The organism is Pengzhenrongella sicca, assembly GCF_017569225.1.
In the GTDB taxonomy this organism is placed as follows: Bacteria; Actinomycetota; Actinomycetes; order Actinomycetales; family Cellulomonadaceae; genus Pengzhenrongella; species Pengzhenrongella sicca.
In genome coordinates this window covers 3,337,052-3,362,782 of the sequence record NZ_CP071868.1, presented here as the reverse complement: position 1 = coordinate 3,362,782, position 25,731 = coordinate 3,337,052, and the positions used below count along the sequence as shown (strand labels likewise).

Annotated in this window: 21 protein-coding genes; 14 read left to right on the top strand and 7 right to left on the bottom strand. The window is 74.7% G+C overall.

All coding sequences use genetic code 11. The features are described from left to right. Window positions 1-74 precede the first annotated feature (74 nt). Together J4E96_RS15500 and glgX are read right to left on the bottom strand one after the other, a co-directional pair. A complete protein-coding gene (locus J4E96_RS15500) occupies window positions 75-1,829 on the bottom strand; it encodes an FAD-binding dehydrogenase (protein WP_227422969.1) in 1,755 nt (584 codons plus the stop codon). Window positions 1,830-1,885: 56 nt separating this feature from the next. Next, on the bottom strand, window positions 1,886-4,114 hold the full coding sequence (gene glgX, locus J4E96_RS15495) for a glycogen debranching protein GlgX (RefSeq protein WP_406619948.1): 2,229 nt from the start codon (window positions 4,112-4,114) through the stop codon (window positions 1,886-1,888). Window positions 4,115-4,292: 178 nt separating this feature from the next. On the opposite strand from glgX, the gene J4E96_RS15490 reads away from it, so the two are divergent. The 3 genes from J4E96_RS15490 to J4E96_RS15480 all read left to right on the top strand — a co-directional run bounded on the left by J4E96_RS15490 (window position 4,293) and on the right by J4E96_RS15480 (window position 7,205). Then, entirely contained in the window at window positions 4,293-5,114 is an 822-nt protein-coding gene (locus J4E96_RS15490; RefSeq protein WP_227422967.1) for an electron transfer flavoprotein subunit beta/FixA family protein, read from the top strand. Continuing rightward, window positions 5,111-6,106: an electron transfer flavoprotein subunit alpha/FixB family protein gene (locus tag J4E96_RS15485; protein WP_227422966.1), complete on the top strand. Its 996-nt coding sequence runs from the start codon at window positions 5,111-5,113 to the stop codon at window positions 6,104-6,106. The genes J4E96_RS15490 and J4E96_RS15485 overlap by 4 nt, the downstream gene beginning before the upstream one ends. 76 nt (window positions 6,107-6,182) lie before the next feature. Then, window positions 6,183-7,205 (top strand): sensor domain-containing diguanylate cyclase, encoded by a 1,023-nt coding sequence (locus J4E96_RS15480; protein ID WP_227422965.1) that lies wholly within the window; start codon window positions 6,183-6,185, stop codon window positions 7,203-7,205. Here J4E96_RS15480 and J4E96_RS15475 read toward each other — a convergent pair. Continuing rightward, window positions 7,160-8,143 (bottom strand): phosphotransferase family protein, encoded by a 984-nt coding sequence (locus J4E96_RS15475; protein WP_227422964.1) that lies wholly within the window; start codon window positions 8,141-8,143, stop codon window positions 7,160-7,162. The two genes, J4E96_RS15480 and J4E96_RS15475, sit on opposite strands and share 46 nt — an antisense overlap. Before the next feature lie 57 nt (window positions 8,144-8,200). Here J4E96_RS15475 and J4E96_RS15470 point away from each other — a divergent pair, with 57 nt between their 5' ends. The 6 genes from J4E96_RS15470 (at window position 8,201) to J4E96_RS15445 (ending at window position 16,178) form a co-directional block, all read left to right on the top strand. Continuing rightward, window positions 8,201-9,436, top strand: coding sequence for a cysteine desulfurase family protein (locus tag J4E96_RS15470; protein ID WP_406619945.1), 1,236 nt, complete (start codon window positions 8,201-8,203; stop codon window positions 9,434-9,436). Further along, window positions 9,433-10,605, top strand: a complete 1,173-nt coding sequence (gene mnmA, locus J4E96_RS15465; protein ID WP_227422962.1) for a tRNA 2-thiouridine(34) synthase MnmA — start codon at window positions 9,433-9,435, stop codon at window positions 10,603-10,605. Before J4E96_RS15470 ends, mnmA begins: the two co-directional genes overlap by 4 nt. Continuing rightward, complete coding sequence (locus J4E96_RS15460) at window positions 10,602-11,369, top strand: dienelactone hydrolase family protein (RefSeq protein ID WP_227422961.1); 768 nt, start codon at window positions 10,602-10,604, stop codon at window positions 11,367-11,369. The genes mnmA and J4E96_RS15460 overlap by 4 nt, the downstream gene beginning before the upstream one ends. After that, window positions 11,366-12,439, top strand: coding sequence for a uroporphyrinogen decarboxylase/cobalamine-independent methonine synthase family protein (locus tag J4E96_RS15455; RefSeq protein WP_227422960.1), 1,074 nt, complete (start codon window positions 11,366-11,368; stop codon window positions 12,437-12,439). Before J4E96_RS15460 ends, J4E96_RS15455 begins: the two co-directional genes overlap by 4 nt. A gap of 105 nt (window positions 12,440-12,544) precedes the next feature. Continuing rightward, window positions 12,545-14,791 carry an NAD-dependent DNA ligase LigA gene (ligA, locus tag J4E96_RS15450; protein WP_227425787.1) on the top strand — a complete coding sequence of 749 codons (2,247 nt, stop codon included), beginning with the start codon at window positions 12,545-12,547 and terminating at the stop codon, window positions 14,789-14,791. Next, window positions 14,784-16,178: a hypothetical protein gene (locus J4E96_RS15445; RefSeq protein ID WP_227422959.1), complete on the top strand. Its 1,395-nt coding sequence runs from the start codon at window positions 14,784-14,786 to the stop codon at window positions 16,176-16,178. Before ligA ends, J4E96_RS15445 begins: the two co-directional genes overlap by 8 nt. Here the strand turns inward: J4E96_RS15445 and J4E96_RS15440 are convergent. From J4E96_RS15440 to J4E96_RS15430, 3 genes are read right to left on the bottom strand one after another with little or no spacing between them, the layout of a single operon-like run. Beyond that, a complete protein-coding gene (locus tag J4E96_RS15440; protein ID WP_227422958.1) occupies window positions 16,154-16,768 on the bottom strand; it encodes a hypothetical protein in 615 nt (204 codons plus the stop codon). The two genes, J4E96_RS15445 and J4E96_RS15440, sit on opposite strands and share 25 nt — an antisense overlap. Then, window positions 16,765-17,364, bottom strand: a complete 600-nt coding sequence (locus J4E96_RS15435; protein WP_227422957.1) for a hypothetical protein — start codon at window positions 17,362-17,364, stop codon at window positions 16,765-16,767. Before J4E96_RS15435 ends, J4E96_RS15440 begins: the two co-directional genes overlap by 4 nt. Next, complete coding sequence (locus tag J4E96_RS15430) at window positions 17,361-18,071, bottom strand: hypothetical protein (RefSeq protein ID WP_227422956.1); 711 nt, start codon at window positions 18,069-18,071, stop codon at window positions 17,361-17,363. The genes J4E96_RS15435 and J4E96_RS15430 overlap by 4 nt, the downstream gene beginning before the upstream one ends. Before the next feature lie 59 nt (window positions 18,072-18,130). Here J4E96_RS15430 and J4E96_RS15425 point away from each other — a divergent pair, with 59 nt between their 5' ends. Continuing rightward, window positions 18,131-19,423, top strand: coding sequence for a GNAT family N-acetyltransferase (locus J4E96_RS15425; RefSeq protein WP_227422955.1), 1,293 nt, complete (start codon window positions 18,131-18,133; stop codon window positions 19,421-19,423). Between the two features lie 108 nt (window positions 19,424-19,531). Here the strand turns inward: J4E96_RS15425 and J4E96_RS15420 are convergent, their stop codons facing one another. Beyond that, entirely contained in the window at window positions 19,532-20,716 is a 1,185-nt protein-coding gene (locus J4E96_RS15420) for an ROK family transcriptional regulator (protein ID WP_227422954.1), read from the bottom strand. Window positions 20,717-20,824: 108 nt separating this feature from the next. Here J4E96_RS15420 and J4E96_RS15415 point away from each other — a divergent pair, with 108 nt between their 5' ends. From J4E96_RS15415 to J4E96_RS15400, 4 genes are all read left to right on the top strand, one after another. Beyond that, entirely contained in the window at window positions 20,825-22,345 is a 1,521-nt protein-coding gene (locus J4E96_RS15415) for a sugar ABC transporter ATP-binding protein (protein WP_227422953.1), read from the top strand. Further along, entirely contained in the window at window positions 22,342-23,334 is a 993-nt protein-coding gene (locus tag J4E96_RS15410; RefSeq protein ID WP_227422952.1) for an ABC transporter permease, read from the top strand. The genes J4E96_RS15415 and J4E96_RS15410 overlap by 4 nt, the downstream gene beginning before the upstream one ends. A gap of 64 nt (window positions 23,335-23,398) precedes the next feature. Then, window positions 23,399-24,460 carry a substrate-binding domain-containing protein gene (locus tag J4E96_RS15405; protein WP_227422951.1) on the top strand — a complete coding sequence of 354 codons (1,062 nt, stop codon included), beginning with the start codon at window positions 23,399-23,401 and terminating at the stop codon, window positions 24,458-24,460. A 42-nt stretch (window positions 24,461-24,502) separates the two neighbouring features. Next, on the top strand, window positions 24,503-25,696 hold the full coding sequence (locus J4E96_RS15400) for a Gfo/Idh/MocA family protein (RefSeq protein ID WP_227422950.1): 1,194 nt from the start codon (window positions 24,503-24,505) through the stop codon (window positions 25,694-25,696). Window positions 25,697-25,731 lie beyond the last annotated feature (35 nt).

Genomic DNA, 25,731 nt, shown 5'->3' with positions numbered 1-25,731 from the left:
CCGCACCAAACGACGTCCGCATCCCGTGGTGAACCCACGGGGTGCGGACGTCGCCGGTTCTGCGGCCGCTCGCCCTACGCGCGCAGCGCGGCCGCCACGGCGCGGCCCGCGACCCGGCCGGAGAACAGACAGCCGCCCAGGAACGTGCCCTCAAGCGCGCGGTGGCCGTGCATGCCGCCGCCGCCGAACCCGGCCGCCTCGCCGGCCGCCCACACCCCCGCGAGCGGCGACCCGTCGGGGCGCAGCACCTGGCCGGTCGGGTTGGTGTGCAGGCCGCCGAGGGTCTTGCGCGTCAGCACGGACAGCCGCACCGCCAGGAGCGGGCCGTCCTTCGGGTCGAGCATCGCTGCGGGCGGCGCGACCCGGATCAGGCGGTCGACGACATAGCGGCGCGCCATGGCCGTCGCCGTGACCTGCAGGTCCTTGCCGAGCCCGGTGGCGACCTGGCGATCGCGCGCCGCGATCGTCCGCGCCAGCTCGGCGCCGTCGATCCGGCCGCTGTGCCCATTGCGCTCGTCGCTGCGCTCGTTGCGCTCGTCGCTGTGCCCGTCGCGCTCGTCGCTGTGCCCGTCGCTGTCGGTCAGGGCGTTCATCCCCGCCGCGAGGTCCGCCGGGGTGTTCGCCCACACGAACTCGCTCGAGAGCTCGGCGAACCTCTCGACGGGCCCGACCGCCCCGGGCAGCGCCCGCTGCAGGACCGCGCGCACGTCCTTGCCGGTCAGGTCGGGGTTCTGCTCCGAGCCGGACAGCGCGAACTCCGTGCCCATGATCGCCTTGTTCAGCACGAACCACGAGTGGTCGTGCCCGCGCGAGGTGAGGTGCCGCAGCGCGCCGAGGGAGTCGAACCCCGGGAACAGCGGCGCCGGCAGCCGGTGGCCGTCGGCGTCGAGCCACAGCGACGTCGGGCCGGGTAGGAGGCGGATCCCGTGCGCCGTCCAGACGGGGTCGTGGTTGGCGATGCCCTCCGGGTAGTGCCACATGCGTCCCGCATTCAGCACCTGCCCGCCCGCGGCCGCGGCGGCCGTGATCATCGCGCCGTCCACGTGGTCGGGCACGCCGGACAGCATCCGCGCGGGCAGGGCGCCGAACTCCGCGGGCCAGGTCGCCCGCACGAGGTCGTGGTTCGCGCCGATCCCGCCCGCGGCGACGACGACGGCGCTCGCCGTGACCTCGAAGCCGCCCACCGCCTCGCGCGAGGACCGCTGCCCGCGCCCGAGCCCGGCGTCGGCGGCGAGGACCTCGCCCGCGACGCCCGTGACGCGTCCGTCGGTCGTGGTCAGGGCCGTCACGCGGTGCCGGAAGCGGACCTCGACGAGGCCGTCGCGCCAGGCCTGCCGCAGCGACTCGACGAACGGGGTAAGGATCGCCGGGCCCGTGCCCCAGGTGACGTGGAACCGGGGCACCGAGTTCCCGTGGCCGTCCGCGAGGTAGCCGCCGCGCTCGGCCCACTGGACCGCGGGGAACCAGCGCACGCCGAGCCCGTGCAGCCAGGGCCGCAGCTCGCCGGCGGCGAAGTCGACGAAGCCCTCCGCCCAGGCGCGCGGGTTCGCGTCGGCGCCGTCGGCGGCGAAGTCGGCCGAGCCCAGCCAGTCCGCCAGGGCGAGGTCGGCGCTGTCCCTGATGCCGAGGCGGCGCTGCTCGGGGGAGTCGACCAGGAACAGACCCCCGAAGGACCACCAGGCCTGGCCGCCCAGGCTCGCCGCGGGCTCCTGCTCGAGGAGCACGACCCGATGCCCCGCGCGGGTCAGCTCGGCCGTCGCGACGAGGCCGGCGAGACCCGCCCCGATGACGACGACGTCGGTGGTGGCGGGCAGTTCCGGCGCTGGCATGGCGGCAGCGTAGGCCGCCAGTGCGCCCGCGCGCAGCGGTTAGCGGGCGATGCCGTTCAGCGGGCGAGGTAGACCCGGAGCGAGAGCGCCTCGAGGGAGGCGATCGCGCCCGACGCGGCGTGCAGCCCGCCGCCGATCGCCGCGGCCGCCCGCTCGCCCGGCTCCTCCCACGTGCTGTCCCAGGCGAGCTCCCACTCGGTGGGCCGGTCGTCGGCCAGGGCGACGTCGACCACGTCCAGCGCGCCGTTGATGACGACGAGCACCGCACTCTGCGCCGGGCCCGCGGCGTCGGCGGGGACGCTGCGCAGCATCTGCAGGGTGCGCACGGCGGGGTCGTGCCAGCGGTCGTGGTCGAGTGGCTTGCCCCCGACGTCGTACCAGGCGAGGTCGGCGCGCTCGCCAGCGACCAGCGGGGCGCCGCGGAAGAACGCGCCCGGGCGCAGCGCGGGGTTCTCGCGCCGCAGCAGCAGCAGGTACCGCGTCGTCGCCAGGAGGTCGTGCCGCCAGCCGGTGACGTCCCAGTCGAGCCAGGAGATCTCGTTGTCCTGGCAGTACGCGTTGTTGTTGCCGTGCTGCGTCCGGCCGATCTCGTCGCCCGCGCTGATCATCGGCGTCCCGGCCGACAGCAGCAGGGTGGCCATGAGGTTGCGGATCGAGCGCCGGCGCAGGGGCACGATCTCCATCCCGACCGAGCCGGCCGGCACCGGCCCCTCGACGCCGTGGTCCCACGACCGGTTGTCGTCGGTGCCGTCGCGGCCGTCCTCGCCGTTCGCCCCGTTGTGCTTGTGCTCGTACGCGACCAGGTCGGCCATCGTGAAGCCGTCGTGGGAGGTGACGAAGTTCATCGACGCGACGGGCCCGCGCATCAGCGCCGGGTCGCTGTGGCCGAACAGGTCGACCGAGCCGGCGAGCCGGGTGGCGAGCTCGGCGACGCCGTGCCCGGCCCGGCCGTGCGCGGCCTGCCCGGGGTCGGAGAGCCAGAACGAGCGGATCGCGTTGCGGTAGCGGTCGTTCCACTCGGCGAAGGGCGGCGGGAACGCCCCGGTGCGCCAGCCCCCCGGGCCGAGGTCCCACGGCTCGGCGATCAGCTTGAGGCCCGCCAGCGTCGGATCCGTCTGCAGCGCCACGAGGAACGGGTGGTCGGGATCGAACCCGGTCACGCCGCGCCCGAGCGTCACGGCGAGGTCGAACCGGAAGCCGTCCACCCCGACCTCCTGGGCCCAGTAGCGCAGCGAGTCGAGGGCGAGCTGGATGACCCGCGGGCGGCGGAAGTCGAGGGAGTTCCCGCAGCCGGTGACGTCGGCGAAGCGCGCGGGAGTGCCGCCGTCGTGCAGGTAGTACACCGCGTTGTCGAGGCCTCTCCAGGACAGCTGCTGGCCGCCGTCGCCGCCTTCGCAGGTGTGGTTGTACACGACGTCGAGGACGACCTCGATGCCCGCCTCGTGCAACAGCTGCACGGAGCCCTTGACCTCGGCGAGCACCGCGCCGGGGCCGCCGAGGCGGGAGGCCTCGGTCGCGTAGGCCGCATGCGGGGCGAAGAACCCGAGGGTGTTGTAGCCCCAGTAGTTCGTGAGGTGCTTGTCGATCAGGTGCGGCTCCGAGGTGAACGCCTGGATGGGGAGCAGCTCGAGCGTCGTGACGCCCAGCGAGAGCAGGTGGCTGACCGTCGCCGGGTGCGCGAGCCCGGCGTACGTGCCGCGCAGCTCCGCCGGGACGCCGGGGAGCGCCTGGGTCAGGCCCCGCACGTGGGCCTCGTAGACGACCGTGTCCCGCCACGGGATCTCCGGGTGGGTCACGGGCGAGCCGCCGTAGCTCGTGTCGACGACGACGGAGTGCGGCACGTGCGCGCGGGAGTCGCGCGGGTCGGCCGGGCCCCACGCGTCGCCCACGCCACCGGCGGCGACGACGTGGCCGTAGGTCTCGGGGCCGTACGACAGGTCGCCGACCAGGCCCCGCGCGTACGGGTCCACCAGGAGCTTGGCGGGGTTGTGCCGCAGGCCGCTCGCGGGATCCCAGTCGCCGTGGGCCCGGAAGCCGTAGTGCTGCCCCGCCCGGACGCCGGGCACGTGGGCGTGCCAGACGCCGTAGCTCGGCCCGGCGAGCGCCACCCGGCGCTCGCGCCAGCCGGTCGGCTCGCTCGGGTCGAGGTCGAGCAGGCAGACCTCGACGCCCGTGGCGTGCGAGGCGAGCACCGCGACGTCGATGCCGTCGGCCGTCAGCCGCGCTCCGAACGGCGGGATCCGGATGGCTCTGGGGGGCGACACTGGGGCGTTCACCCAGAACATTGTTCCGCACGGCCAGGGCCCCGCGGACACGGGCGCGGCGATCACCGCCGGCGGACCGGGTGAAGTCCGGGCGCGGGGGTACGGGTAGCCTTCCTCCGGTGGTCGGGCCGAGTCCGGATCGGCCAGCCGAGAGGTCAGCGCCCGTCGGCGTGGCCGCGCCTGGAGGGATCGCACCAGCATGAAAATCGTGGTTTGCGTGAAGCACGTCCCGGACATCCAGTCCGACCGGAGCCTCGACCCCGACGGTCGCGTGGTGCGCGACGGCGGCGACGGCACGCTCAACGAGCTCGACGAGAACGCCGTCGAGGCGGCCGTCAGCCTCCTCGAGGCGCACGTCGAGGCGGGCGGGACCGGCGAGGTGATCGCCCTGACCGTCGGGCCGGACGACGCGGAGGACGCGGCGCGCCGCGCCCTGCAGATGGGCGCCGACAGTGCCGTGCACGTGCTCGACGACGCGGTCGCGGGTTCCGACGTGTTCGGCACCGTCGCGGTGCTCGCCGCGGCGATCCGCGAGCTCGCCGAGCAGGGGCCGGTCGACCTCGTCGTGACCGGCATGGCCGCGCTCGACGGCATGACGTCGATGCTGCCTGCCGCGCTCGCGGCCGAGCTCGACCTTGCCCAGCTCACCCTGGCCGCGGAGGTCTCGATCGCCGACTCCGTCGTGCGGGTGCGGCGTGAGCTCGACAGCGCGACCGAGATCCTCAGCGCGCCGCTGCCCGCCCTGGTCAGCGTGACCGACCAGGCGAACGCGCCGCGCTACCCCAACTTCAAGTCGATCATGGCGGCGCGCAAGAAGCCCGTGACGGTCCGCTCGCTCGCGGACCTCGGCGTCGACGAGGCCGTCGTCGGCGCGGCCGGGGCCCGGACCGAGGTGCTCGCCGCGGCCGCCCGCCCGGCCCGGGAGCAGCGCGTGCTCCTGACCGACGACGGGACCGCGGGCGTCACGCTCGCCGCGTACCTGATCGAGAACAAGCTCGTGACCTCAAGGAGCCAGCGATGACCGAGACCGCGACCGTCCCCGCGCTCGTCCTGCTCGACCAGCACGAGGGTCGGCTGCGCCCGCCCGTGCTGGAGCTTCTCACGGCCGCCCGCGCGCTGGGCGCGCCGGTGCACGGGGTCTGGTTCGGCGGCGGGCTCGAGAACGTCCGCGCGACGCTCGGGGAGGCCGGCGTCGAGCGGGTCTACCGCGTCACCCTCGGCCCGGCCGGCGAGGCCGCGGCGGACGCGCACCTGACGCCCGTCGTCGCCGAGGTCCTTGCCGAGCTCGCGATCGCCCACGAGTCGAGCCTGCTGCTGCTCACCTCGACGTTCGAGAACAAGGAGGTCGCCGCGCGGGTCGGCGTGCTCACCGGTGCCGGCGTCGTGGTCGACGCGGGCGGCCTCGCGATCGACGACGGCCGGGTCGTCGCGGACAAGACCGTCTTCGCGGGGAGCTGGACCACCCGCTGCGCGATCACGACGCCGCTCGCGGTCGTCGCGCTCAAGGCCAACTCCGTCCCGGCCGAGGCCGCGCCGGCCCCGACGTCCCCGGAGGTCGTGCTCGTGAGCCCGGTGGTGAGCGCGCACGCTCGCGCGGTGACGCTCGAGCAGCGCACCGAGCGGCCGACGTCGGGCCGGCCGGACCTCAGCGAGGCGCAGGTCGTCGTCGCCGGCGGGCGCGGCACGAACGGCGACTTCGGGCCGCTCGAGGAGCTGGCCGACGTGCTCGGGGGCGCCGTCGGCGCGACACGGGTGGCGACGGACGAGGGCTGGATCGCGCACGAGGCGCAGATCGGGCAGACCGGGGTGACGGTCGCCCCGCGGCTGTACATCGGCGCGGGCGTCTCCGGGGCGGTCCACCACCGCGGCGGCATGCAGGCCGCCGGCACGATCGTGGCCATCAACTCCGACCCGGAGTCGCCGATCTTCGAGATCGCGGACTTCGGCATCGTGGGCGACCTCTTCCAGGTCCTCCCGCAGGTCACAGCGGAGTTGCGTCGTCTCGAGGGCTGATTTCACCTGAGGAAATCGCGAAGTCTCGGGCCGCCGCGACCGATGAGAAGGAAAACACCTCACTGAGGAGCCGTACATGAGCCAGGGACCGTCGCGGGACGGCTGCTCCGTGCTGCCAGCAGGCGCTGTGCCGTCAGGAGGCTCCGTTCAGCCGGCAGCCTTGGCCGAGCTCGCCGCGCGGACGGACCGACGCGGCGCCGACGCGCCGGCGCCGGCCGCCGCGCCGCTGGTCGAGGTCCTCGACCTGCTCACGGAGCGGATCTCGCGCTACCGAGTGGACGACCTGGTGCTCGTGTACTGCAACAAGGCCTGGGCCTCCGCGGTCGGCGGCGACGCGCTCGAGCTGGTCGGCCGGACGATGGACACCGTGCTTACGACCATCGAGCTCGACAGCCTCGTGCGCCAGGTCGCCCGGATGGCCCCCGAGGCGCCGCTCCTGACGAACAACGTCGAGCTGTCGGGCGACCGGTGGATCGAGTGGACGGATCTCTACCTGCCGCGGCCCGGTGGCGCCGAGGTGCTCGCGGTCGGGCGCGACGTCACAGACCGGCGAGAGGTCGAGCAGCGGCTCGCGGCGAGCGAGGCGCTCTACCGCGACCTGGCGCTCCGCGATGCGCTCACCGGGCTGGCGAACCGGCGCCTGCTCGACGAGCTCCTCACGAGTGCCCTCGCTCGGACCCGCCGCGACGGCCAGCAGCTCGTCGTCTCCTACCTCGACCTCGACGGGTTCAAGGAGATCAACGACCGGCACGGGCACGCCGTCGGCGACGGCGTGCTCGAGGAGGTCGGGCAGCGCCTGCATCGGAGCATCCGCGGTGCGGACGCGATCGCGCGCGTGGGCGGCGACGAGTTCGTCGTCGTCCAGGAGTGCCCGGCGGGCCAGGTGGACCGCCTGGCCGCGCGCCTGGGCCGGGTGCTCGACGACCCGATCACGATCGGTGAGGTCGCGCTGCAGTGCCGCGCGAGCACGGGTTCGGTCTGCGCCGGTCCGGGCGACGACGCCGCGTCGCTCGTCGCGGCGGCCGACGCGGCGATGTACCTGGTCAAGTCGGCTCAGGCAGGCAGGCGACGGATCCAGTCGAGGGTGACCTCAGCCTGAGCGCCCTGGAACCGGCGCAGATTCGGGATGCCGAGCGGCGACGGCTGCAGGGAGCTGTGCGCGAAGTAGCCCGCGAGGGCCGCGAGGACCGCGCGCAGCGCCGCGGGGTCGAGGCCGGCGGACACCGGCTGGGCCCAGAACAGCGCGTCGGCGTCGCCGCCGCCCTGCATCTCGACGCTCGGCAGCATGAAGGCCAGGTCGAGCCACGGCGCGCCGATGGTCGCGTGCGGCCAGTCCACGAGCCAGGTCCGGTCGCCGTCCAGCAGGACGTTGTCGGCGCGCAGGTCGCCGTGTACGAGCGCGGTCCCGAGCGCGGCCTCCGGCCAGGCGGACTCCCACGCCGCGAGGTCGTCGACGTGCTCGAGGACCCAGGCGCCGCGCTCGCCGCGGCGGCCGGTCTCGTCCACCTGCGTGGAGTGGGCGGCCGCGGAGATCGTGCGCCAGCCCCGGAAGTCGTCGGCGAGCGCGACGGCGATCGGCTGCAGCCCGTGCGGGTCCACCGGCCGGGCGGCGGCGAGGTCCCCGAGCGCCGCGAGCACCCGCGCGACGTCGGGCGCCCGCCACGGCTGCTCGGGCGAGCGCCCGTGCACCGCCTCGAAGCCGAGCAGGACCCAGGTGCCGTCGTCGTCCGACCAGAGCAGGGCGGGCGCCGGAACCTCGGGGGGCAGGGCCGTGGCGACCGTGATCTCGCGGCGGGCGAGCTCGGGGGAGACGGGGTTCTGCTCGGCCGAGACGGCCTTGACGAAGATCTCGTGGCCGTTGCCGAGCTCCAGGACCGCCGCGAAGCCCGGGCTGAAGCCGCTCGTCGCGCTTGTCTCGGCGATCACCTCTGCGCCGGCGAGCTCGGCGATCCGGGCCCGGACGGCACGCGGGAGGTCCCGCCAGCCGAGCCGGGAGCCGGAGAATGCCACGGGAGCCGGATCGGCGCTGGATTCCACCACCCCATTCTGCCAGCCAGCGCACTCGGGCCGGGGAGGTTCGTAGACTCGATGCTCGTGACGGCCTATCTCGACCATGCAGCGACGACTCCGATGCGGCCCGCGGCGATCGCCGCGATGACCGCCGAGCTCGCGCGCACCGGCAACGCCTCGTCCCTGCACGCGTCCGGCCGGGCGGCCCGCCGCACGGTCGAGGAGGCGCGCGAGCGGCTCGCGGCGGGCCTCGGCGCGCGCCCGAGCGAGGTCCTGTTCACCGCCGGCGGGACGGAGGCGGACAACCTCGCGGTCAAGGGCATCTTCTGGGCGCGCCGCGCCCAGGACCCGGCGCGCCGCCGGATCCTCGTCTCGGCCGTCGAGCACCACGCGGTGCTCGACCCGGCTCGGTGGCTCGGCGAGCACGAGGGCGCCCAGGTGGTGCTGCTGCCCGTCGACCGCGACGGCGTGCTGGACCTCGACGCGCTCGCGGCCGAGCTCGCGGCCGCGCCGGAGCAGGTCGCGCTCGTGTCCGTGATGTGGGCGAACAACGAGGTCGGCGCGGTCCAGCCGCTCGGCGACGTCGTGGCGCTGGCCCGCCGGCACGGGATCCCGGTGCACTCCGACGCCGTCCAGGCCGTCGGGCAGGTGCCGGTGGACTTCGCCGCGTCCGGCCTCGACGCGCTGACGGTGAGCGCCCACAAGCTCGGCGGCCCGCCCGGCAGCGGCGCGCTGCTCGCGCGGCGCGACCTCGCGCTCACCCCGCTGCTGCACGGCGGCGGGCAGGAGCGCGGCGTGCGGTCGGGCACGCTCGACGCGCCCGCCGCGCGATCGTTCGCCGTCGCGCTCGACGCGGCGGTGCGCGAGCTGCCCGCGCGGTCCAGCGAGCTCGCGGCGCTGCGCGACGACCTCGTCGCCCGCGTGCGCGCGGCGGTCCCCGACGTGGTGCTGCGCGGGCCCGACCCGGCCGCGGGGGCCGTCGCCGGATCCGCGGCCGGGCCGGCGGCGCGGCTGCCCGCGAACGCCCACCTGACGTTCGCCGGCTGCGAGGGCGACTCGCTGCTGTACCTGCTCGACTCGGCCGGGGTCGAGTGCTCGACCGGCTCAGCGTGCCAGGCCGGCGTCCCGCAGCCGAGCCACGTGCTGCTCGCGATGGGCGTGAGCGAGCCCGACGCGCGCGGCGCGCTGCGCTTCAGCCTCGGCCACACGTCGACCGCGGCCGACGTCGACGCGCTGATCGACGCGCTGCCCGGCGCCGTCGAGCGCGCCCGGCGCGCCGGGCTCGCCGCGCCGGCGATCGCGGCGGGGGCACGGCGATGAGGGTCCTCGCGGCGCTCTCGGGCGGGGTCGACTCCGCGGTCGCGGCGGCGCGCGCGGTCGACGCCGGCCACGACGTCGTCGGCGTGCACATGGCCCTATCGCGCAACCGCGACCAGTTCCGCACCGGCTCCCGCGGGTGCTGCTCGATCGAGGACGCGGGCGACGCGCGCCGCGCGGCCGACGTGCTCGGGATCCCGTATTACGTCTGGGACCTGTCCGAGCGGTTCGAGGAGACCGTCGTCGCCGACTTCTACGCGGAGTACGCCGCCGGCCGGACCCCGAACCCGTGCGTGCGGTGCAACGAGCACATCAAGTTCGAGGCGCTGCTCGACAAGGGCCTCGCGCTCGGGTTCGACGCGGTGTGCACCGGGCACTACGCGCGCATCGAGGACCGGGCCGACGGCACGCGCGAGCTGCACCGCTCCGCCGACCTCGCCAAGGACCAGTCGTACGTGCTGGCCGTGATGGGCCCCGACCGCCTTGCGCGCTCGATGTTCCCGCTCTGCGACGCCGCGTCCAAGGACGACGTGCGGGCCGAGGCGGCCGCGCGCGGGCTCGGGGTCTCGGCCAAGCCGGACTCCTACGACATCTGCTTCGTGGCCGACGGCGACACCCAGGGCTTCCTGCGTGACAAGTTCGGCGCGCGGCCGGGCGACATCGTCGACGCCGCGGGCCGCGTCGTCGGCGCGCACGATGGCGCCTACGCCTACACGGTCGGGCAGCGCAAGGGCCTCGCGATCGGCCGCCCCGCGCCCGACGGCAAGCCGCGGTACGTGCTTGAGGTGCAGCCCGTGACCAACCGCGTCGTGGTCGGCCCGGCCGGCGACCTCGAGATCGCGGCGCTCGTGGCCGACGACGCCGGGTGGCTCGCGCACGACGCCGGCCCGGCCGCAGGCGACGTCGGCCAAGCCGCGGGCGACGCCGTTCCCGGGCCATGGATCGCCTGCTCGGCGCAGGTCCGGGCGCACGGCGCGACGGCCGCGGTGCGGGTGCGTACGCTGCCCGGACGAGCGCTTCGGGTCGAGGTCGACCGCGACGCCGGCGGGCCGGGGCTGCGCGGTGTGGCGCCCGGACAGTCGGTGGTGCTGTACGACGGGACGCGGGTGCTCGGGCAGGCGACGGTGAGCGCGACGGAACGGGTCACGGCAACAGCGGAGGTGCGCGGATGAACGCTCAGCCAGCGGGTGCGGCGGGTTCGAACGGCCCGCTCAGCAGCGATCCGCTCGACGGGGAGCCGCTCGACGACGAGCTGGTCGACGAGGTGATCGACGACGACCTCGACGACGACCTGGACGACCCCGACGACGAGGATGACTCCGCCGTCGCCCCGGGCGCCGGCGCCGGCGGCGGCCCGGGCGTCGTCGTCGTGCACGACTGGTACGGCCCGCTGCCGCACGTCGCCGACTTCGCCGACGAGCTGACGATGGCTGGCTTCGACGTCGAGCTCGTGGACATGTACGACGGCGTCACGACCCGGGACCCGGGCCGGGCCGAGGCGCTCGCGGACGACCTCGACGACGACGCCGCGCGGCGCCTCATCGCGGCGGCCGGCAAGCGGCTGCGGGCCGCGGGATCGGCCCACGTCGGCGTGGTCGGCTTCTCGCTCGGGGGCTGGCTCGCGCTCCGCACCGCCGGGAACGGCCGGTTCGACGCCGTCGTCGCGTACTACGCGACTGCGGACCTCGAGGTGGCCGCCGAGATCGGCTGCCCCGTGCAGCTGCACCTCGCCGCCGACGACGAGTTCGAGTCCGCCGACGACGTCGAGTCCTTCGTCCGCGCCCTGCGGGCCGCGAGCACGCCCGTCGACACCTTCACGTACCGCGGCACCGAGCACTCGTTCGCCAACGCGGACGTCGAGCTGTCCGACCCTGGCGCCGCCGAGGTCGCGCTGGCGCGCACCATCGGCTTCCTGCATGCGCGGCTCGCCGGATGACGGCGGTCTCGGGCCTCGGGCCCTGGGCGGGCACCGACGTGCTCGAGGCGCAGACCGCAGTCATGGGCGAGCTCACGTCGACGCCGACCGGCGTCGACGGGCTGCCGTTCCTCGTGCAGCTCGCGGCCCGCGGCTACGGGGCCGAGCCCACCGGGCGCGGCGCGGCGCTGCTGGCGGAGCTGCCCGCCGAGCTCGGCCCGCACGGCTGGAAGCTCGCGGACCGACCGGGCCGGGACTGCCTGCGCGCCGCCGCGCTGCTGCGCGAGGACGTCGACGCGCTCGCGGTCGCCGCGTACGGCTACGCGGGGCCGCTCGTCGCGGCGGTCACGGGCCCGTTCACGCTCGCGGCGCACCTGTACCTCGCGCGCGGCGACCGCGTGCTCTCGGACCCGGGGGCGGTCCGCGAGCTCACGGAGTCCCTCGCGGTCGGGGTCGCCGACCACCTCGCCGCGCTGCGGGTCGCCGTGCCCGGCGCGGAGCCGACCCTCGTGCTCGACGAGTCGACCCTCGCCGAGGTGCTCCTGGGCCGCCGGCCCACCTTCGCGGGCAACTCGGTGCTGCGCGCCGTGCCCGCGGGGGTCGTGAGCGAGCAGTTGCGCCTCGTCGCCGAGGCGGCGCGCGCCGCGGGCGCTACGCGCGTCGTCGTCCACACCGGCGAGTCGTGGATCCCGGTCCGCTCGGTCGTCGCGGCCGGGGCAGATGCCATCGCGCTGGCCGTCGACGGCTTCAACGAGCGCGGCTGGGACCGGATCGCCGAGGCGGTCGAGCGGGGCGTCGGGCTCTGGGCTGGCCTGCCCGCCGCGGTCGTGGCCGAGGCCGGGGTCGGCGCCGCCGCGCGCGCCGGCCGGTCGCGGGGGACCGGGTCCGACCTGGGCGGGCCCGACGTCGTCGGGCAGGCGGGTGCCCTGCTCGGCCCCTGGGGGCGGCTGGGGCTGCCGCCCGCGCGGCTGCGCGACGTCGTCGTCGTCGCGGGGCCGTCCGCCGACGCGACGCCCGACTCCGCACGCGCGGGGCTCGCCGACGTGATCCGCGCGACCGAGCTCATCGCGGAGCGCGCCGAGGACGGCTGAGTGCACCCTCCCGCGGCGCGGCGGCGCGAGCCGCGACGCGCGGCGTGGGCGGCACGCGAGATGATGACCTGCGTGAGCCAGCAGCCGACCGAGCAGCCGACCGACCTGAGCGTTCCCGGCCCCGCCGACGAGGACCTCGACGAGGACCTCGACGTCGGCCTCGAACCCGACGCCCCCCGGCGCCGGTGGGCCGAGCTCGCCGAGCGGATCCGCGACCACCAGTTCGCCTACTACGTGCGCGACGCCCCGACGGTCAGCGACGGCGAGTACGACGTGCTGCTGCGGCGCCTCGGTGCGCTCGAGGAGCGGTACGCCGAGCTCGGGCTGCGCACGCCCGAATCGCCCACCCAGCTCGTCGGCGGGACGTTCTCGACCGAGTTCACGGCCGTGGATCACCTCGAGCGGATGCTCTCGCTCGACAACGCCTTCTCGGCCGACGACGTCGCGGCGTGGGCCGAGCGCGTGCAGTCCGGGCTGGACGGCGCCGCGGCCGACACGCACTACCTGTGCGAGCTGAAGATCGACGGGCTCGCGATCGCGCTGCTGTACCGCGGCGGCCGGCTCGTGCGCGCCGCGACCCGCGGCGACGGGCGCACGGGCGAGGACGTGACGAACAACGTCAAGACCATCCGCGGCATCCCGCACACGCTCGGCGGCACGAACCACCCCGAGGAGATCGAGATCCGCGGCGAGGTCTTCCTGCCCGTCGAGGGCTTCGAGGCGCTGAACGCCGCGCAGGTCGCCGCGGGCAAGGCGCCGTTCGCCAACCCGCGCAACTCCGCGGCCGGCTCGCTGCGGCAGAAGGACCCGCGGGTCACAGCCGGCCGGCCGCTGCAGATGCTGGCGCACGGCATCGGCGCCGTGCGGTGGCCCGCCGGCGCGCCGCCGCTGGAGCGCCAGTCGCAGGCCTACGACCTGCTCGCGGGCTGGGGCATCCCGGTCTCGACGCACTCGCGGGTCGTGTCCGACCTCGCGGGCGTGACCGAGATGATCGAGTACTACCGGGTGCACCGCCACGACGTCGAGCACGAGCTCGACGGCATCGTCATCAAGGTCGACGAGCTCGACCTGCAGCGCCGGCTCGGCGCGACGAGCCGCGCGCCGCGGTGGGCGATCGCGTTCAAGTACCCGCCGGAGGAGGTCAACACCACGCTGCTGGACATCCGGGTCAACGTCGGCCGCACCGGGCGCGTGACTCCGTACGGCGTCATGGAGCCCACGCTCGTCGCCGGGTCGACGGTGGCCATGGCGACGCTGCACAACGCGAGCGAGGTCAAGCGCAAGGGCGTGCTGATCGGCGACACCGTCGTGCTGCGCAAGGCGGGTGACGTGATCCCGGAGATCGTCGGCCCGGTCGTCGAGCTGCGCGACGGCACCGAGCGCGAGTTCGTCATGCCGACGCACTGCCCCTCGTGCGGGACGTTGCTGGCCCCGTCGAAGGAGGGCGACGCCGACCTGCGCTGCCCCAACACTCGGTCCTGCCCGTCGCAGTTGCGCGAGCGGCTCTCGCACGTCGCCGGGCGCGGGGCCTTCGACATCGAGGCCCTCGGCTGGGAGGGCGCGAGCGCGCTGCTCGAGGCCGGGGTGGTCGCCGACGAGGGCGATCTGTTCGCGCTCGACGCCGACAAGCTTCGGCGCGTGCCGCTGTTCGTGCTGTCGGCGAAGTCCAAGGTCAAGGGCCGCGCCCGCGAGGCCGGTGACCTCAACGCCGTCGGCGAGAGCCTGCTCGCGAACCTGGACAAGGCCAAGAAGGAGACCGCGCTCTGGCGCGTGATCGTCGCGCTGTCGATCCGGCACGTGGGCCCGACGGCGGCGCGCGCGCTCGCGACGGAGTTTGGCTCGCTCGAGCGCATCAGGCAGGCCGCGACCGGCGACGACCCGGAGGCGCTCGGCGGCGTCGAGGGCGTCGGGCCGACGATCGCGGCAGCGCTGCGGGACTGGTTCGAGCAGCCCGGCGAGGACGAGAAGTGGCACGTCCGCATCGTGGACAAGTGGGAGGCCGCCGGGGTTCGCCTGGCCGACGTGCGCGACGCGTCGGTGCCCCGCACGCTCGAGGGGGTCACCGTCGTCGTCACCGGGTCGCTGGCCGGCTACTCGCGCGACGGCGCGAAGGAGGCGATCATCGCGCGCGGCGGCAAGGCCGCGGGCACGGTGTCGAAGAAGACGGACTTCGTCGTCGTCGGCGAGAACGCGGGGTCCAAGGAGGCCAAGGCCCGCGAGCTCGGCCTGACGGTGCTCGACGAGGCGGGGTTCACGCGGCTGCTCGCCGAGGGTCCCGGGAGCGCTGCCCCTGCGGATGCCGTGGACGTGTACGCCGCGGACGTCGCCCCGGAGGCGGCCGCGCGTGTCTGACCCCGCAACCGCGCCGGCGGCCTCCGCCCGGAGCGGGCTCCGGGCCGGCGGCGCCGACCTCGTGTCCGTGGTCCGCACGGCCGCGCGGCTCTGGCTGGGGCACTGGCCGATCCTGCTCACGATCGCGCTCCTCGGCGGCGCCGGCCGGATGGCGGCGCTTTGGGCGGCGGTCGAGCTGAGCGGCGTCAGCAACACCCTTGGTGCCGCGGTGCTGGTGCTCGCGCCCCTGTGCTCGATCACGTCGATCGTCCTGCTCCTGCACGTCCTGCGCGGCTCGCTGCCGTTCCTCGCCGCCGCGGGCGCGGTGCGCGCACCCGTCGATCCGACGACCCGGCGCGAACGCCAGCTGATCGACATGCTCGCGAGCGTTCTGGTCCCGTTCCTCGCGGTGTACGCGTCGTACGGCCTGCTCGCCGAGGACTCGTATCGGTACCGGAACTCGATCGCCGGCAAGGAGTTCACCGAGAACGCGGCGCCGCTGTTCGGGGCGGGCGGTATCGACATCGACCGCTTCGTCTTCGCCACCGGGTGGGTCGCCGCCGCGATCGTGATCGGCGCGATCGCGGTGCGCTGGGGGCTTGCGCGACTCGAGGGGCGCGGCCGGTCGGCGCGGCTCGGCTTCGTCGGCGCGTACGTCGAGGTGGTCTGGATGATGACGCTCGCCGCATACCTCGCGGCCTCCAAGGACCAGGCGTGGGCCTGGGTCGAGGGCCGGCGCGCGATCGACATCGTCCTGTCGTGGTGGCTCGACCTCCTCGACCTCGTCGGCCCGGCCGCCCGGCCGCTCGACGCCGTGGTGACCTGGGTCGGCGGGACCCTCGGGGAGCTCGACGACATCGTCGTCGTGCCGCTCGCCTGGTTGACCGTGGGCGCGATCGTGTACGGGCACAAGCTCGCCCCCGGGCCGGCCCGGCTGCCGCGCGGCGGTCTAACGAGCCGGTTCGACCGCCTCCCGGCGCCCGTGCGGCGGTGGGGCGGTGAGCTCGTCGGCCAGCTCGTGGGCGACGTGCGGGTCCGGTTCAGCGGGCTCGTCGGCGGGGTCCGGCGGCTCGCCGTGGCGGGGCTCGGACCCATGCTGGTCTTCGCGCTCGCGTTCCTCGCCTCGGCGCGCATCGAGGACGGCTTGCAGCTGCTCGTGCGCGCCTGGCTGGGCCCCCAACGGGTCGACACGTGGCTGGCGTTCTCGCCCCACGTCGGCACCGTGACGCGGGCCATCGGGCTGACGATCACGATGTGCCTGCTCGCCGCCGCCGTCGACCGCATCCTCGGCGCGGACCGTGCCGGCCCCCGCGCGGACCCCGCGGACCCCGCGGACATCGCCGGCCACGCCGACCCCGCAGCGCCGGCGCCCGACCCGTCAGGTCAGCCCAACGCCAGCCTCGCGTAGTCGGGCTCCTGCCACCACACGAGGACCTCCGTGACCGCGACATCGGCGGGAATGAGGACGGCCCCCGTGACCGTCCACTCGCGAGGCCGCGGCGGGGAGTCGTCCGCGCCCAGACTCGCGTCGATGTCTCCGAGCGACGGCCCTGGTCCCGGGGTTTCCACCGGCACGCACGAGAACAGGGGCAGCGCATCCGGCCCGACGATGTCGTCGATGGCCTCGTACCGGGTGCCGCGGGCGTCCCGCAGCGCGAGCCGACAGCCCGTGAGCGGCAGGGCCGGGTCGGCCCGGAAGCTCAGGGTGACCTCGACGAGGCGCGTGCCGGGGCCCGTCGCGACGCCGGGCAGGTCGCGCGCCGCGTCGAGCCGGAGGTCGAGCTCGCGCCCGTGGGTGCCCTTCGCGTCGACGTAGGTCGTGCTGAAGCTCAGCCATTCGCCCTGGTCGGCGCCCTGCGGCTGGTGCAGGCCCGCGTTCCAGTAGTACGTCGCCACGCGGTCCGAGCTGGCGCCGAGCGCGGCGGCGAGCGCGAGCGGCAGTGCGACGAGACCCCACCGGTTGCGGCGCCACCACGACCCGTTCCGCGGGGCCGTCACTGCGCACCCGGCGGGGACGACGACGCCGGGCTGAGCTCGGCCGGGGCGGTGCGGGTCGCCCACTGCTCGGCCTGCTCGACCGTGATGGCGAGATCGATGTCGGCGAGATCGTCCCGGCGCTGGTCGAGGCCGTCGAGCGCGATCAGCAGATGAGCGCCCGCCGCCGCCGCTGCGGGCAGCTCGACCGCGACGCTCGCGTACCGCGGGACGCCGGGCTGGGCGACGCCCGGCGAAAACTGGCTCCGGCTGCCGTCGGCCGTGTACAGGCGCCCGTCGGAGCCGCGCACGGCCGCGTAGCCGAGCCGGGCCGGCTCACCGACCGCGGTGATGGTCATGGGGATGACGACCCAGACCCCGGGCGTCTGCAGCAGCGCGCCGGCGGCGTCGAGCATGGTCGAGCCGGCCGGCTCGGCTGCCGTCAGCGCGGCGTACCGGAGCGTGACGACGTCGCCCGTGCCCGCGGTGTGCACGAACGGCGCGTCGACCACTCCGTCGATGGCGAACGCCGTCGTGACGACGCGACCGGTGACGAGCGCGCCGAGGACGAGCGCGACGACGCCTGCTTGCCGGGCCCGCAGCGCGAGGGGAGCCTTCACTCCTGCGCTCCGTTGTCGACGGCCGCGTTGTCGACGGCCGCGGTGTCGACGGCTTCGCGCAGCGGCAGCGTGGCCTGCGCGACGACGGTCGGGTCGAACCAGCCTTGGGTCCGGTCCAGGGTGCTCGGCCGCGAGGTGTGGCCGAGCACCTGCACGGTCACCTCGGTCGGTGGGGGAACCTCGCCGGACTGCTCGAACAGGAAGACCAGGTCGTAGGCGAGGCCGGGCTGCACGGGGAAGGGGCTGCTGCCGTCCGCGAGAAGGAGCCGCGCGCTCGACGTGACGCGGTCGGTCCCGCGGACCGGCTCCTTGACGAGCCCGGCGACGCCGGCGAGCGCGAGCGCGTCGATCACTGGGTCGACGACCGAGGAGTCGGCCGTGTTCGTGACGGTGGCGGTGATCGCGAGCCATCGGTTGCCGTCCGACGTCAGGTACGCGCCCGGCAGCTCCGCCGTCCAGAGCACCTTGTCGAGCGTGATCTCGAACGGGGCCGCAGCGACCGAGGTGCCCGGCACGACCGGCGCGAGGGTGGGTGCGATGGCTGACTCGAGGCCGCCGAAGCCCGCGGTCGCGGCGAGGACGAGCACCGCGGCCCCGACGCCGAGCGAGCGCAGCGGCTGGTCGACGAGCCGGCGAGCGACCCGGCTCCCGCTCGACCGGGCGCGTCTGCGCAGGTCGACGGCGTCCTGCTCGGGGATCGTCGGCACGCTTCCAGTGTAGGTACTGTGCCAGGGCGCCCCATCGACGCCACCCGAGGAGCTGCGCTATGGCCGACCTGATCATCCGCGTCGCGACGACCCCTGACGACATCGCGGCGGCGGGCGCGCTCACCGCCGAGGCGTACCTTGCGGACGGCCTGCTCGACCCGGGCGACAGCTACCTCCTCGAGCTGCGGGACGCCGCGCGGCGCGCCCGCGAGGCGACGGTGCTCGTCGCGCTCCTCCCCGCGTCGGCGCCGTCCGCCGAGCCGACGTCTGCCGCCCCGCCGCCCGCGGCGCGCGAGCTCGCGGGCACCGTGACGCTCGCGCCCGCGGGCAGCCCGTACGCCGAGATCGCCGAGCCGGGCGAGCTCGAGATCCGGATGCTCGCGGTCGCGCCCGCGGCCCGCCGGCAGGGGATCGCGCGCGCCCTGACCCGGGCGGCGCTGCTGGAGGCCGTCGCGCGCGGCGCCCGGCGCGTCGTGCTGTCGACCCTCGAGCCGATGGCGGCGGCGCACCGCCTGTACGGGCGGCTCGGCTTCGTTCGGGTGCCGGCCCGGGACTGGCACGTCGGGGCGGTCTCGCTCCGGGTCTACGCGCGGGAGGTGCCCGAGGGGCCTGGCCTGCGCATCGAGACGGCACTGTGGCGCCCGGTCGAGGTTCGCGACGTCGACGGCTGGCGGCTGGGCCTGTCGGCGGGGTTCACCCGGCGCGCGAACAGCGTCGTCGCGCTGGCGGAGCCGGCCGACGTCCGCGCGAGCCTCGACGAGGTCGAGCGGGTCTACGCGACGGCGCGCCAGCCGGCGATCTTCCGCGTCTGCGCGCAGTCGTTGCCCGAGAACCTCGACGAGGTGCTGCGCTCGCGCGGCTATCGGACCGTCTCGCGCACGCAGGTGATGGTGCGCGGCGACCTCGAGCAGCTCGCCGAGCTCGCGGAGCTCGCCGTCCTCGGCGCGCGGGCGCAGCTGACCACCACGGAGGCTGCCGCGCCGGACGACGCCTGGCTCACGGCGTGGCTCGCGGTCAAGAGCGCTCACCCGGTCGATCCGGCGGTCGCCGCCGCGGTCCTGCGCGGGGCGCCCGCGGCGTACGTCCGCGCGCGGAGCGAGGGGCGGACGGTCGGGGTCATCCGGGCGGCGCGCGAGCAGGAGTGGGTCGGGCTCTCGTGCCTGTGCGTCGACGCCGGGGCGCGGCGTCGTGGCCTCGGCCGGGCGCTCACGCTCGAGGCGCTCCGGGTCGCGGCGAGCCGCGGGGCCCGCCGCGCGTTCCTGCAGGTCGAGGAGTCGAACGAGGCCGCGATCGCGCTGTACGAGGAGCTCGGCTTCGCGCCGGCAGCGCGGTACGTGTACCGCCAGCGCTGAGACGTCTGGATGCGCGAGTTGTCTGGATGCGCGAGTCGTCTGGATGTGCGAGTCGTCTGGATGCGCGAGTCGTCTGGATGTGCTGAGTCGTCGGATGCTGAGCCTTGGTCAGGTGAGCAGCGCGTCGATCGCGGCGGGTGAGAGCACGTGCTCGGTGGCCATCGAGCTCGCCCCGAGCACCCCGGCGCGCCCCGCGGTGCGGGTGGTCACAATGCGCAGGTGCTGCGTCGCGAGCGGCAGCGACCGGCGGTAGACGACCTCGCGGATCCCGGCCAGCAGGTGCTCGCCCGCCCCCGCGACCACGCCGCCGACGACGATGACCGACGGGTTGAGCAGGCTGACGCAGGTCGCGAGGACCTTGCCGATGTCGCGGCCCGCCTCGCGCACGGCGAGGCTCGCGGCCCGGTCGCCCGCGCGGACGAGGGCGACGACGTCAGCGCTCGTCGCGACGTCGAGGCCCTCGGCCCGCAACGCGTCGGCGACGGCCTGACCGCTCGCGATCGCCTCGAGGCAGCCGGTGTTGCCGCACCGGCAGGCCACCTCGGGCCCGCCCGGGACGGCGATGTGTCCCAGGTCGCCCGCCGCGCCCTGCGCACCGCGCCGGATGCGGCCGTCGCTGATGATGCCGGCGCCGATCCCGGTGGCGACCTTGATGAAGAGCAGGTGGTCGACGTCGGGCCACACGGCGGCGTGCTCGCCGAGCGCCATGAGGTTCACGTCGTTGTCGACCAGCACCACCGAGCCCAGGAGCCCGCCGAGGTGTGCCGGCACGTCGGCGTCGTCCCAGCCCGGCATGATCGGCGGATCGATCGGCCGGCCCGTCGAGTGCGCGACGGGCCCGGGCAGCCCGACGCCGACGCTCACAAGATCGGCGAGCGTGCGGCCGGCCCGGGCGACGAGCGTGGCGCCGACCGCGGCGACGCGGGCGAGCACGGGCTCCGGGCCCTGCGCGATGGCGATCGGCTCGTTCACCTCGGCGAGCACGTGCTGGGCAAGGTCGGTGACCGCGACGCGTGCGTGGGTCGCGCCGAGGTCGATCGCGAGGACGATGCGGGCGGCCGGGTTGAACGCGAACGTCGCCGGCGGGCGGCCGCCGGTCGAGCTCGCCTCGCCGGCCGCCGCGACGAACCCCGAGGCGAGCAGCTGATCGACCCGCGTGGCGACGGTCGAGCGCGACTGGCCGGTCTCCTGGGCTAGGTCGGCCCGGGTCCGCGGCTGCCCGTCGCGCAGCAGCTGGAACAGCTCCCCGATCCCGGCCGGTCGAGGGACGACCCGGAGCTGATCCGCCACCATGCGCCCAGTGAACCATCTCGACTTCGGTCGGTCACGTTCACATAACATCTCAAATCGGTCACGACTTTTGCTTGACGTCTGGCAGAACTTCCTGCGAGCGTTCCCCTCATGGTCAACGTCGACCCACCCGCCGCGCTGCTGAGCATGCACGGGATCGTCAAGCAGTTCCCGGGAGCGCGCGCGCTCGACGGCGTCGATCTCGAGATCCGGGCGGGCGAGGTGCACTGCGTCCTCGGCCAGAACGGGGCGGGCAAGTCGACACTCATCAAGATCCTCGCCGGGGCGCACCAGCCCGACGAGGGTGAGATCCGCATCGACGGCACGCCGGTCACGATCGCGAACCCGGTCGCGGCGCTCCGGCTCGGCGTCGCGACGATGTACCAGGAGCTCGACGTCGTGGACGGGCTGAGCGTCGCGGAGAACGTCTTCCTGGGCCACGAGGTCGCGGTCGCCGGCTTCTCCCAGCGCCGAGCGGCGCGCCAGCGCACCCGGGCCCTGCTGCGTCGACTCGGGCACGACGACATCTCGCCGCAGCGCGAGGTCGGGCGGCTCAGCGCGGCCGGCAAGCAGATCGTGAGCATGGCGCGCGCGCTCTCGCGCGACGCGCGCGTGATCATCATGGACGAGCCGTCCGCCGTCCTCGACTCCGAGGAGGTCGCGAACCTGTTCCGGGTGGTTCGGGAGCTGACGGCGTCGGGTGTCGCGGTGGTCTACATCTCCCACCGGCTCGAGGAGATCCGCCAGATCGGCGACCGGATCACGGTGCTCAAGGACGGCCGCACCGTGGCGACCGGCCTCGCGGCGGCCAGCACGCCGACGGCCGACCTCATCCGGCTGATGACCGGGCGGACGGTCGAGCACGCGTTCCCCGTCCGGCCGCCCGTCGCGCCGGACGCCGAGCGGTTGCTCCGCGTCGAGGGCCTCGGGCTGCGCGGGGTCTTCGCCGACGTGGACTTCGAGGTCCGGGCCGGCGAGGTCGTCGGGCTCGCCGGGCTCGTCGGGTCGGGCCGGTCCGAGATCCTCGAGACGGTGTTCGGGGCCCGCCGCGCCACGAGCGGTCAGGTGCTGGTGTCCGGAACCCGGGTCCGGCCCGGTTCGGTGCCGGCCGCGGTCGCCGCAGGCCTGGGGCTGTGCCCGGAGGAGCGCAAGAGCCAGGGCCTGCTGCTGGACGAACCGGTGTACCGCAACGTGACGCTGTCCGCGTTCGCGCGCTTCGCCCGCGCGTCGTTCCTCGACGAGGCCGGCGAGCGCGAGGCCGCGCGGGCGCAGATCGAGGCGCTCGACCTGCGCCCGGCCGACCCCGACCGCAGCGCTCGCACGCTGTCGGGCGGCAACCAGCAGAAGGTCCTGCTCGCGCGCTGGCTCGTGCACGGCTGCACGGTGCTGCTCCTGGACGAGCCGACCCGCGGCGTCGACGTCGGTGCCCGGGCCGAGATCTACGCGCTGATCCGTGACCTCGCGGCGAGCGGCGCCGCCGTCGTCGTCGTCTCCAGCGAGATCGAGGAGGTGCTCGGCCTGTCCGACCGAGTGCTCGTCGTCTCCGAGGGGCGGGTCGTGCACGCCGGACCGGCGACCGAGATCGACGAGCACCGCGTGCTCGACCTCGTGATGGAAGGGATGCCCGCATGAGTGACACGACTACCCGATCCGGCGTACGCCGGCTGTTCGGCGGCGCCGCCGGGCGAAACCTCGGGCTCGTCATCGCGCTCGTCGCGCTGTGCGCCGTCGGGGTGATCACCGCGGGCGAGCGCTTCGCCAGCGTCGACAACCTCATGACGATCCTGCGGCTGGCCGCCGTGATCGGGGTGCTGAGCATCGGGATGACCTTCGTCATCACGGGCGGCGGCATCGATCTGTCGATCGGCTCGGTGCTCGGGCTCGCGTCGGTCTGGGCGACGACCCTCGCGACCCAGACGATGGCGCAGGACTCGCACTGGATCGTGATGGTCGGGGTCGCGCTCGCCGTCGGGGTCGGCGCCGGGCTCATCAACGGGGTGCTCATCGCCTACGGCGGGGTCGTCGCGTTCATCGCGACGCTCGCGATGATGGTCGCCGCGCGCGGGCTCGCCGAGATGATCGCCAACCGGCAGACCCAGATCGTGCACGTCCAACCCTTCCTCGACTTCTTCCGGACCGACCTGATCGGGGTGTCGGTGCTGGTGTGGATCTTCGCCGCCGTGGCCGTGGCCGGCTGGATCCTGCTCAACCGCACGACCTTCGGGCGCCGCACGCTCGCCGTCGGCGGCAACCCCGAGGCGGCCCGGCTCGCGGGGATCAAGGTCAAGCGGCACACGATGTACCTGTACGCGCTCGCGGGCCTGACCGCAGGGATCGGGGCCGTGATGATGCTCGCCCGGACGACGGCCGGCAGCTCGACGCACGGGCAGCTGTACGAGCTCGACGCGATCGCGGCGGTCGTCGTGGGCGGGACGCTGCTCGTCGGGGGGCGCGGCACGATCGTCGGCACCGTCTTCGGCGTCCTGATCTTCTCCACGCTGACCAACGTCTTCACGCAGAACAACCTGTCCATCTCGGCGCAGGCCGTGGCCAAGGGCGTGATCATCGTCGTCGCCGTGCTGCTCCAGCAGCGCATCGCGGCCCGCAGCCACGGCACCTGAGCCGACCGGCTCGCACACCTCGTTCGACCTCACCGAAGCACCGCCCCGTTCAAGGAGGAACACCATGTCCGCACCACTGATGCGCCGCCGCCGGCTGCTGCTCGCCGCCGGCTCGACGGCGGCGTTCGCCCTGCTCGCCGCGGGGTGCACGTCGAACACCCCGGAGGCGGACGACACCGCCGACGCCGCCGACAGCGCGCCCGTCGCCGTCAGCGACAACGACGAGCCCGGGGACATGGTCCGGATCGGGTTTTCGGCGCCGGCGGCCGACCACGGGTGGATGGGGGCGATCACGAAGAGCGCGGTCGCGGAGGCGGAGTCGTTCGAGGACGTCGAGCTCATCCAGGCGGAGGCGACGAACGACGTGAACCTCCAGATCAGCCAGATCGAGACGTTCATCAACGACAAGGTGGACGCGATCGTGCTGCTGCCGTTCGACGGCGCGGCGCTGACCGAGGTCGCGACCGAGGCGATGGAGGCGGGCATCGTCGTCATCAACGTGGACCGCGAGTTCTCGGACCCGAATGCCGCCCGGACCACGATCCTCGGCGACAACTACGGCATGGGCGTGAGCGCGGGCTCCTACATCTGCGAGCAGCTCGGGGGCCAGTCCGACGCCGTGGTCGCCGAGATCGCCGGGATCGACTCCCTGCCGCTGACGCAGGACCGCAGCCAGGGCTTCGCCGACGCACTCGCGGGATGCGGCCTCGACGTCGACAACCGCGTCGCGGCCGACTTCACGGTCCAGGGCGGCGAGGCCGCGGCGGCCAACCTGCTGCAGGCGGCGCCGAAGATCGACGCCCTGTGGAACCACGACGACGACCAGGGCGTCGGCGTGCTCGCCGCCATCGAGAACGCCGGCCGGGACGAGTTCGTGATGGTCGGCGGCGCGGGGTCGGCCAACGTCATGCGATCGATCCAGGCCGATGACACCGTGCTCAAGGCGACGGTCATCTACCCGTCCACCCAGGCGGCGGACGGCATCCGCCTCGCCCGCCTGCTGGTCCACGGCAAGGCCATGAGCGACCTGGTCGAGGTCGAGGTGCCGCGCAAGGTGCAGCTCTACGCGCCGGTCGTCACGAAGGACAACGTGGACCAGTACCTCGCGTCGGCGTTCGAGTCCTGAGGCCCGGACGGGACAGGACGGGACGGGACACGGAGGATGACCATGGCTGAGGACGATCCGCCGCGGCTCGGGGTGGGCATGATCGGCTACGCGTTCATGGGTGCCGCGCACTCGCAGGCGTGGCGCAACGCCCCACGGTTCTTCGACCTGCCGCTGCGGCCCGAGCTGACCGTGCTCGGCGGGCGGAGCGAGGGCGCGGCCCGGGCGGCGGCGCGCCGGCTGGGGTGGGCCGACGTCGAGACGGACTGGAAGGCCCTGATCGAGCGGGACGACGTCGACGTCGTCGACATCTGCACGCCGGGCGACACGCACGCCGAGATCGCGATCGCGGCGCTCGCGGCCGGCAAGCACGTGCTGTGCGAGAAGCCGCTGGCGAACTCGGTGGCGGAGGCCGAGGCGATGGCCGCCGCGGCCGCGCAGGCCGCGACCCGCGGGGTGCTCGCGATGGTCGGGTTCACCTATCGGCGCGTGCCGGCGATCGAGCTCGCCCGGCGGATGGTCGCGGACGGGCGGATCGGCCAGATCCGCCAGATTCGCGCCCAGTACCTGCAGGACTGGCTGGCGGATCCGCAGGCCCCGCTGTCGTGGCGCCTCGACAAGCAGCGGGCGGGGTCCGGCGCCCTCGGGGACATCGGCGCGCACATCGTCGATCTCGCCCAGTTCATCTCGGGGGAGGTGCTAACGAGCGTCGGCGGGGTGCTCACCACGTTCGTGAGCGAGCGCCCGGTCGCGGACTCGTTCGCGGGCCTGCACGGGCGCGGCGGAACGGGGCGCGGCCCGGTGACCGTCGACGACGCCGCGATCTTCCTGGCCCGGCTCTCGGGCGGGGGGATCGCGACGTTCGAGGCCACCCGGTTCGCGTGGGGTCGCAAGAACGCGATCCGGCTCGAGCTCAACGGGACGACCGGCTCCCTTGCCTTCGACTTCGAGGACATGAACGTCCTCAACTACTTCGATGCGACCCTCGCCCCCGTCGAGGCGGGCTTCCGGCGCATCGTCGTCACCGAGCCCGACCACCCGTACCTGAGCGCCTGGTGGCCGGCCGGGCACGGGTTGGGGTACGAGCACGCGTTCACGCATCAGGCCGTCGACCTCGTCGGCGCCATCGCCGCCGGACGGCAGCCGGAGCCGAGCTTCGCGGACGGCCTGCAGATCCAGCGGGTGCTCGACGCCGTCGAGCGCAGCTCCACCGCGGGCGGGGCGTGGGTGGCCCTGCCGACCGCGGCCGGTTCGTAGCGCGGTCGGTTCGTAGCGCGGCCGGTTCGTCGCAC

Bases quoted from the DNA above. Each gene is read 5' to 3' on its own strand.
- J4E96_RS15500 (WP_227422969.1), bottom strand. From the start codon at position 1,829: ATGCCAGCGCCGGAACTGCCCGCCACCACCGACGTCGTCGTCATCGGG.
- glgX (WP_406619948.1), bottom strand. From the start codon at position 4,114: ATGTTCTGGGTGAACGCCCCAGTGTCGCCCCCCAGAGCCATCCGGATC.
- J4E96_RS15490 (WP_227422967.1), top strand. From the start codon at position 4,293: ATGAAAATCGTGGTTTGCGTGAAGCACGTCCCGGACATCCAGTCCGAC.
- J4E96_RS15485 (WP_227422966.1), top strand. From the start codon at position 5,111: ATGACCGAGACCGCGACCGTCCCCGCGCTCGTCCTGCTCGACCAGCAC.
- J4E96_RS15480 (WP_227422965.1), top strand. From the start codon at position 6,183: ATGAGCCAGGGACCGTCGCGGGACGGCTGCTCCGTGCTGCCAGCAGGC.
- mnmA (WP_227422962.1), top strand. From the start codon at position 9,433: ATGAGGGTCCTCGCGGCGCTCTCGGGCGGGGTCGACTCCGCGGTCGCG.
- J4E96_RS15460 (WP_227422961.1), top strand. From the start codon at position 10,602: ATGAACGCTCAGCCAGCGGGTGCGGCGGGTTCGAACGGCCCGCTCAGC.
- J4E96_RS15455 (WP_227422960.1), top strand. From the start codon at position 11,366: ATGACGGCGGTCTCGGGCCTCGGGCCCTGGGCGGGCACCGACGTGCTC.
- J4E96_RS15425 (WP_227422955.1), top strand. From the start codon at position 18,131: ATGGCCGACCTGATCATCCGCGTCGCGACGACCCCTGACGACATCGCG.
- J4E96_RS15420 (WP_227422954.1), bottom strand. From the start codon at position 20,716: ATGGTGGCGGATCAGCTCCGGGTCGTCCCTCGACCGGCCGGGATCGGG.
- J4E96_RS15415 (WP_227422953.1), top strand. From the start codon at position 20,825: ATGGTCAACGTCGACCCACCCGCCGCGCTGCTGAGCATGCACGGGATC.
- J4E96_RS15410 (WP_227422952.1), top strand. From the start codon at position 22,342: ATGAGTGACACGACTACCCGATCCGGCGTACGCCGGCTGTTCGGCGGC.
- J4E96_RS15405 (WP_227422951.1), top strand. From the start codon at position 23,399: ATGTCCGCACCACTGATGCGCCGCCGCCGGCTGCTGCTCGCCGCCGGC.
- J4E96_RS15400 (WP_227422950.1), top strand. From the start codon at position 24,503: ATGGCTGAGGACGATCCGCCGCGGCTCGGGGTGGGCATGATCGGCTAC.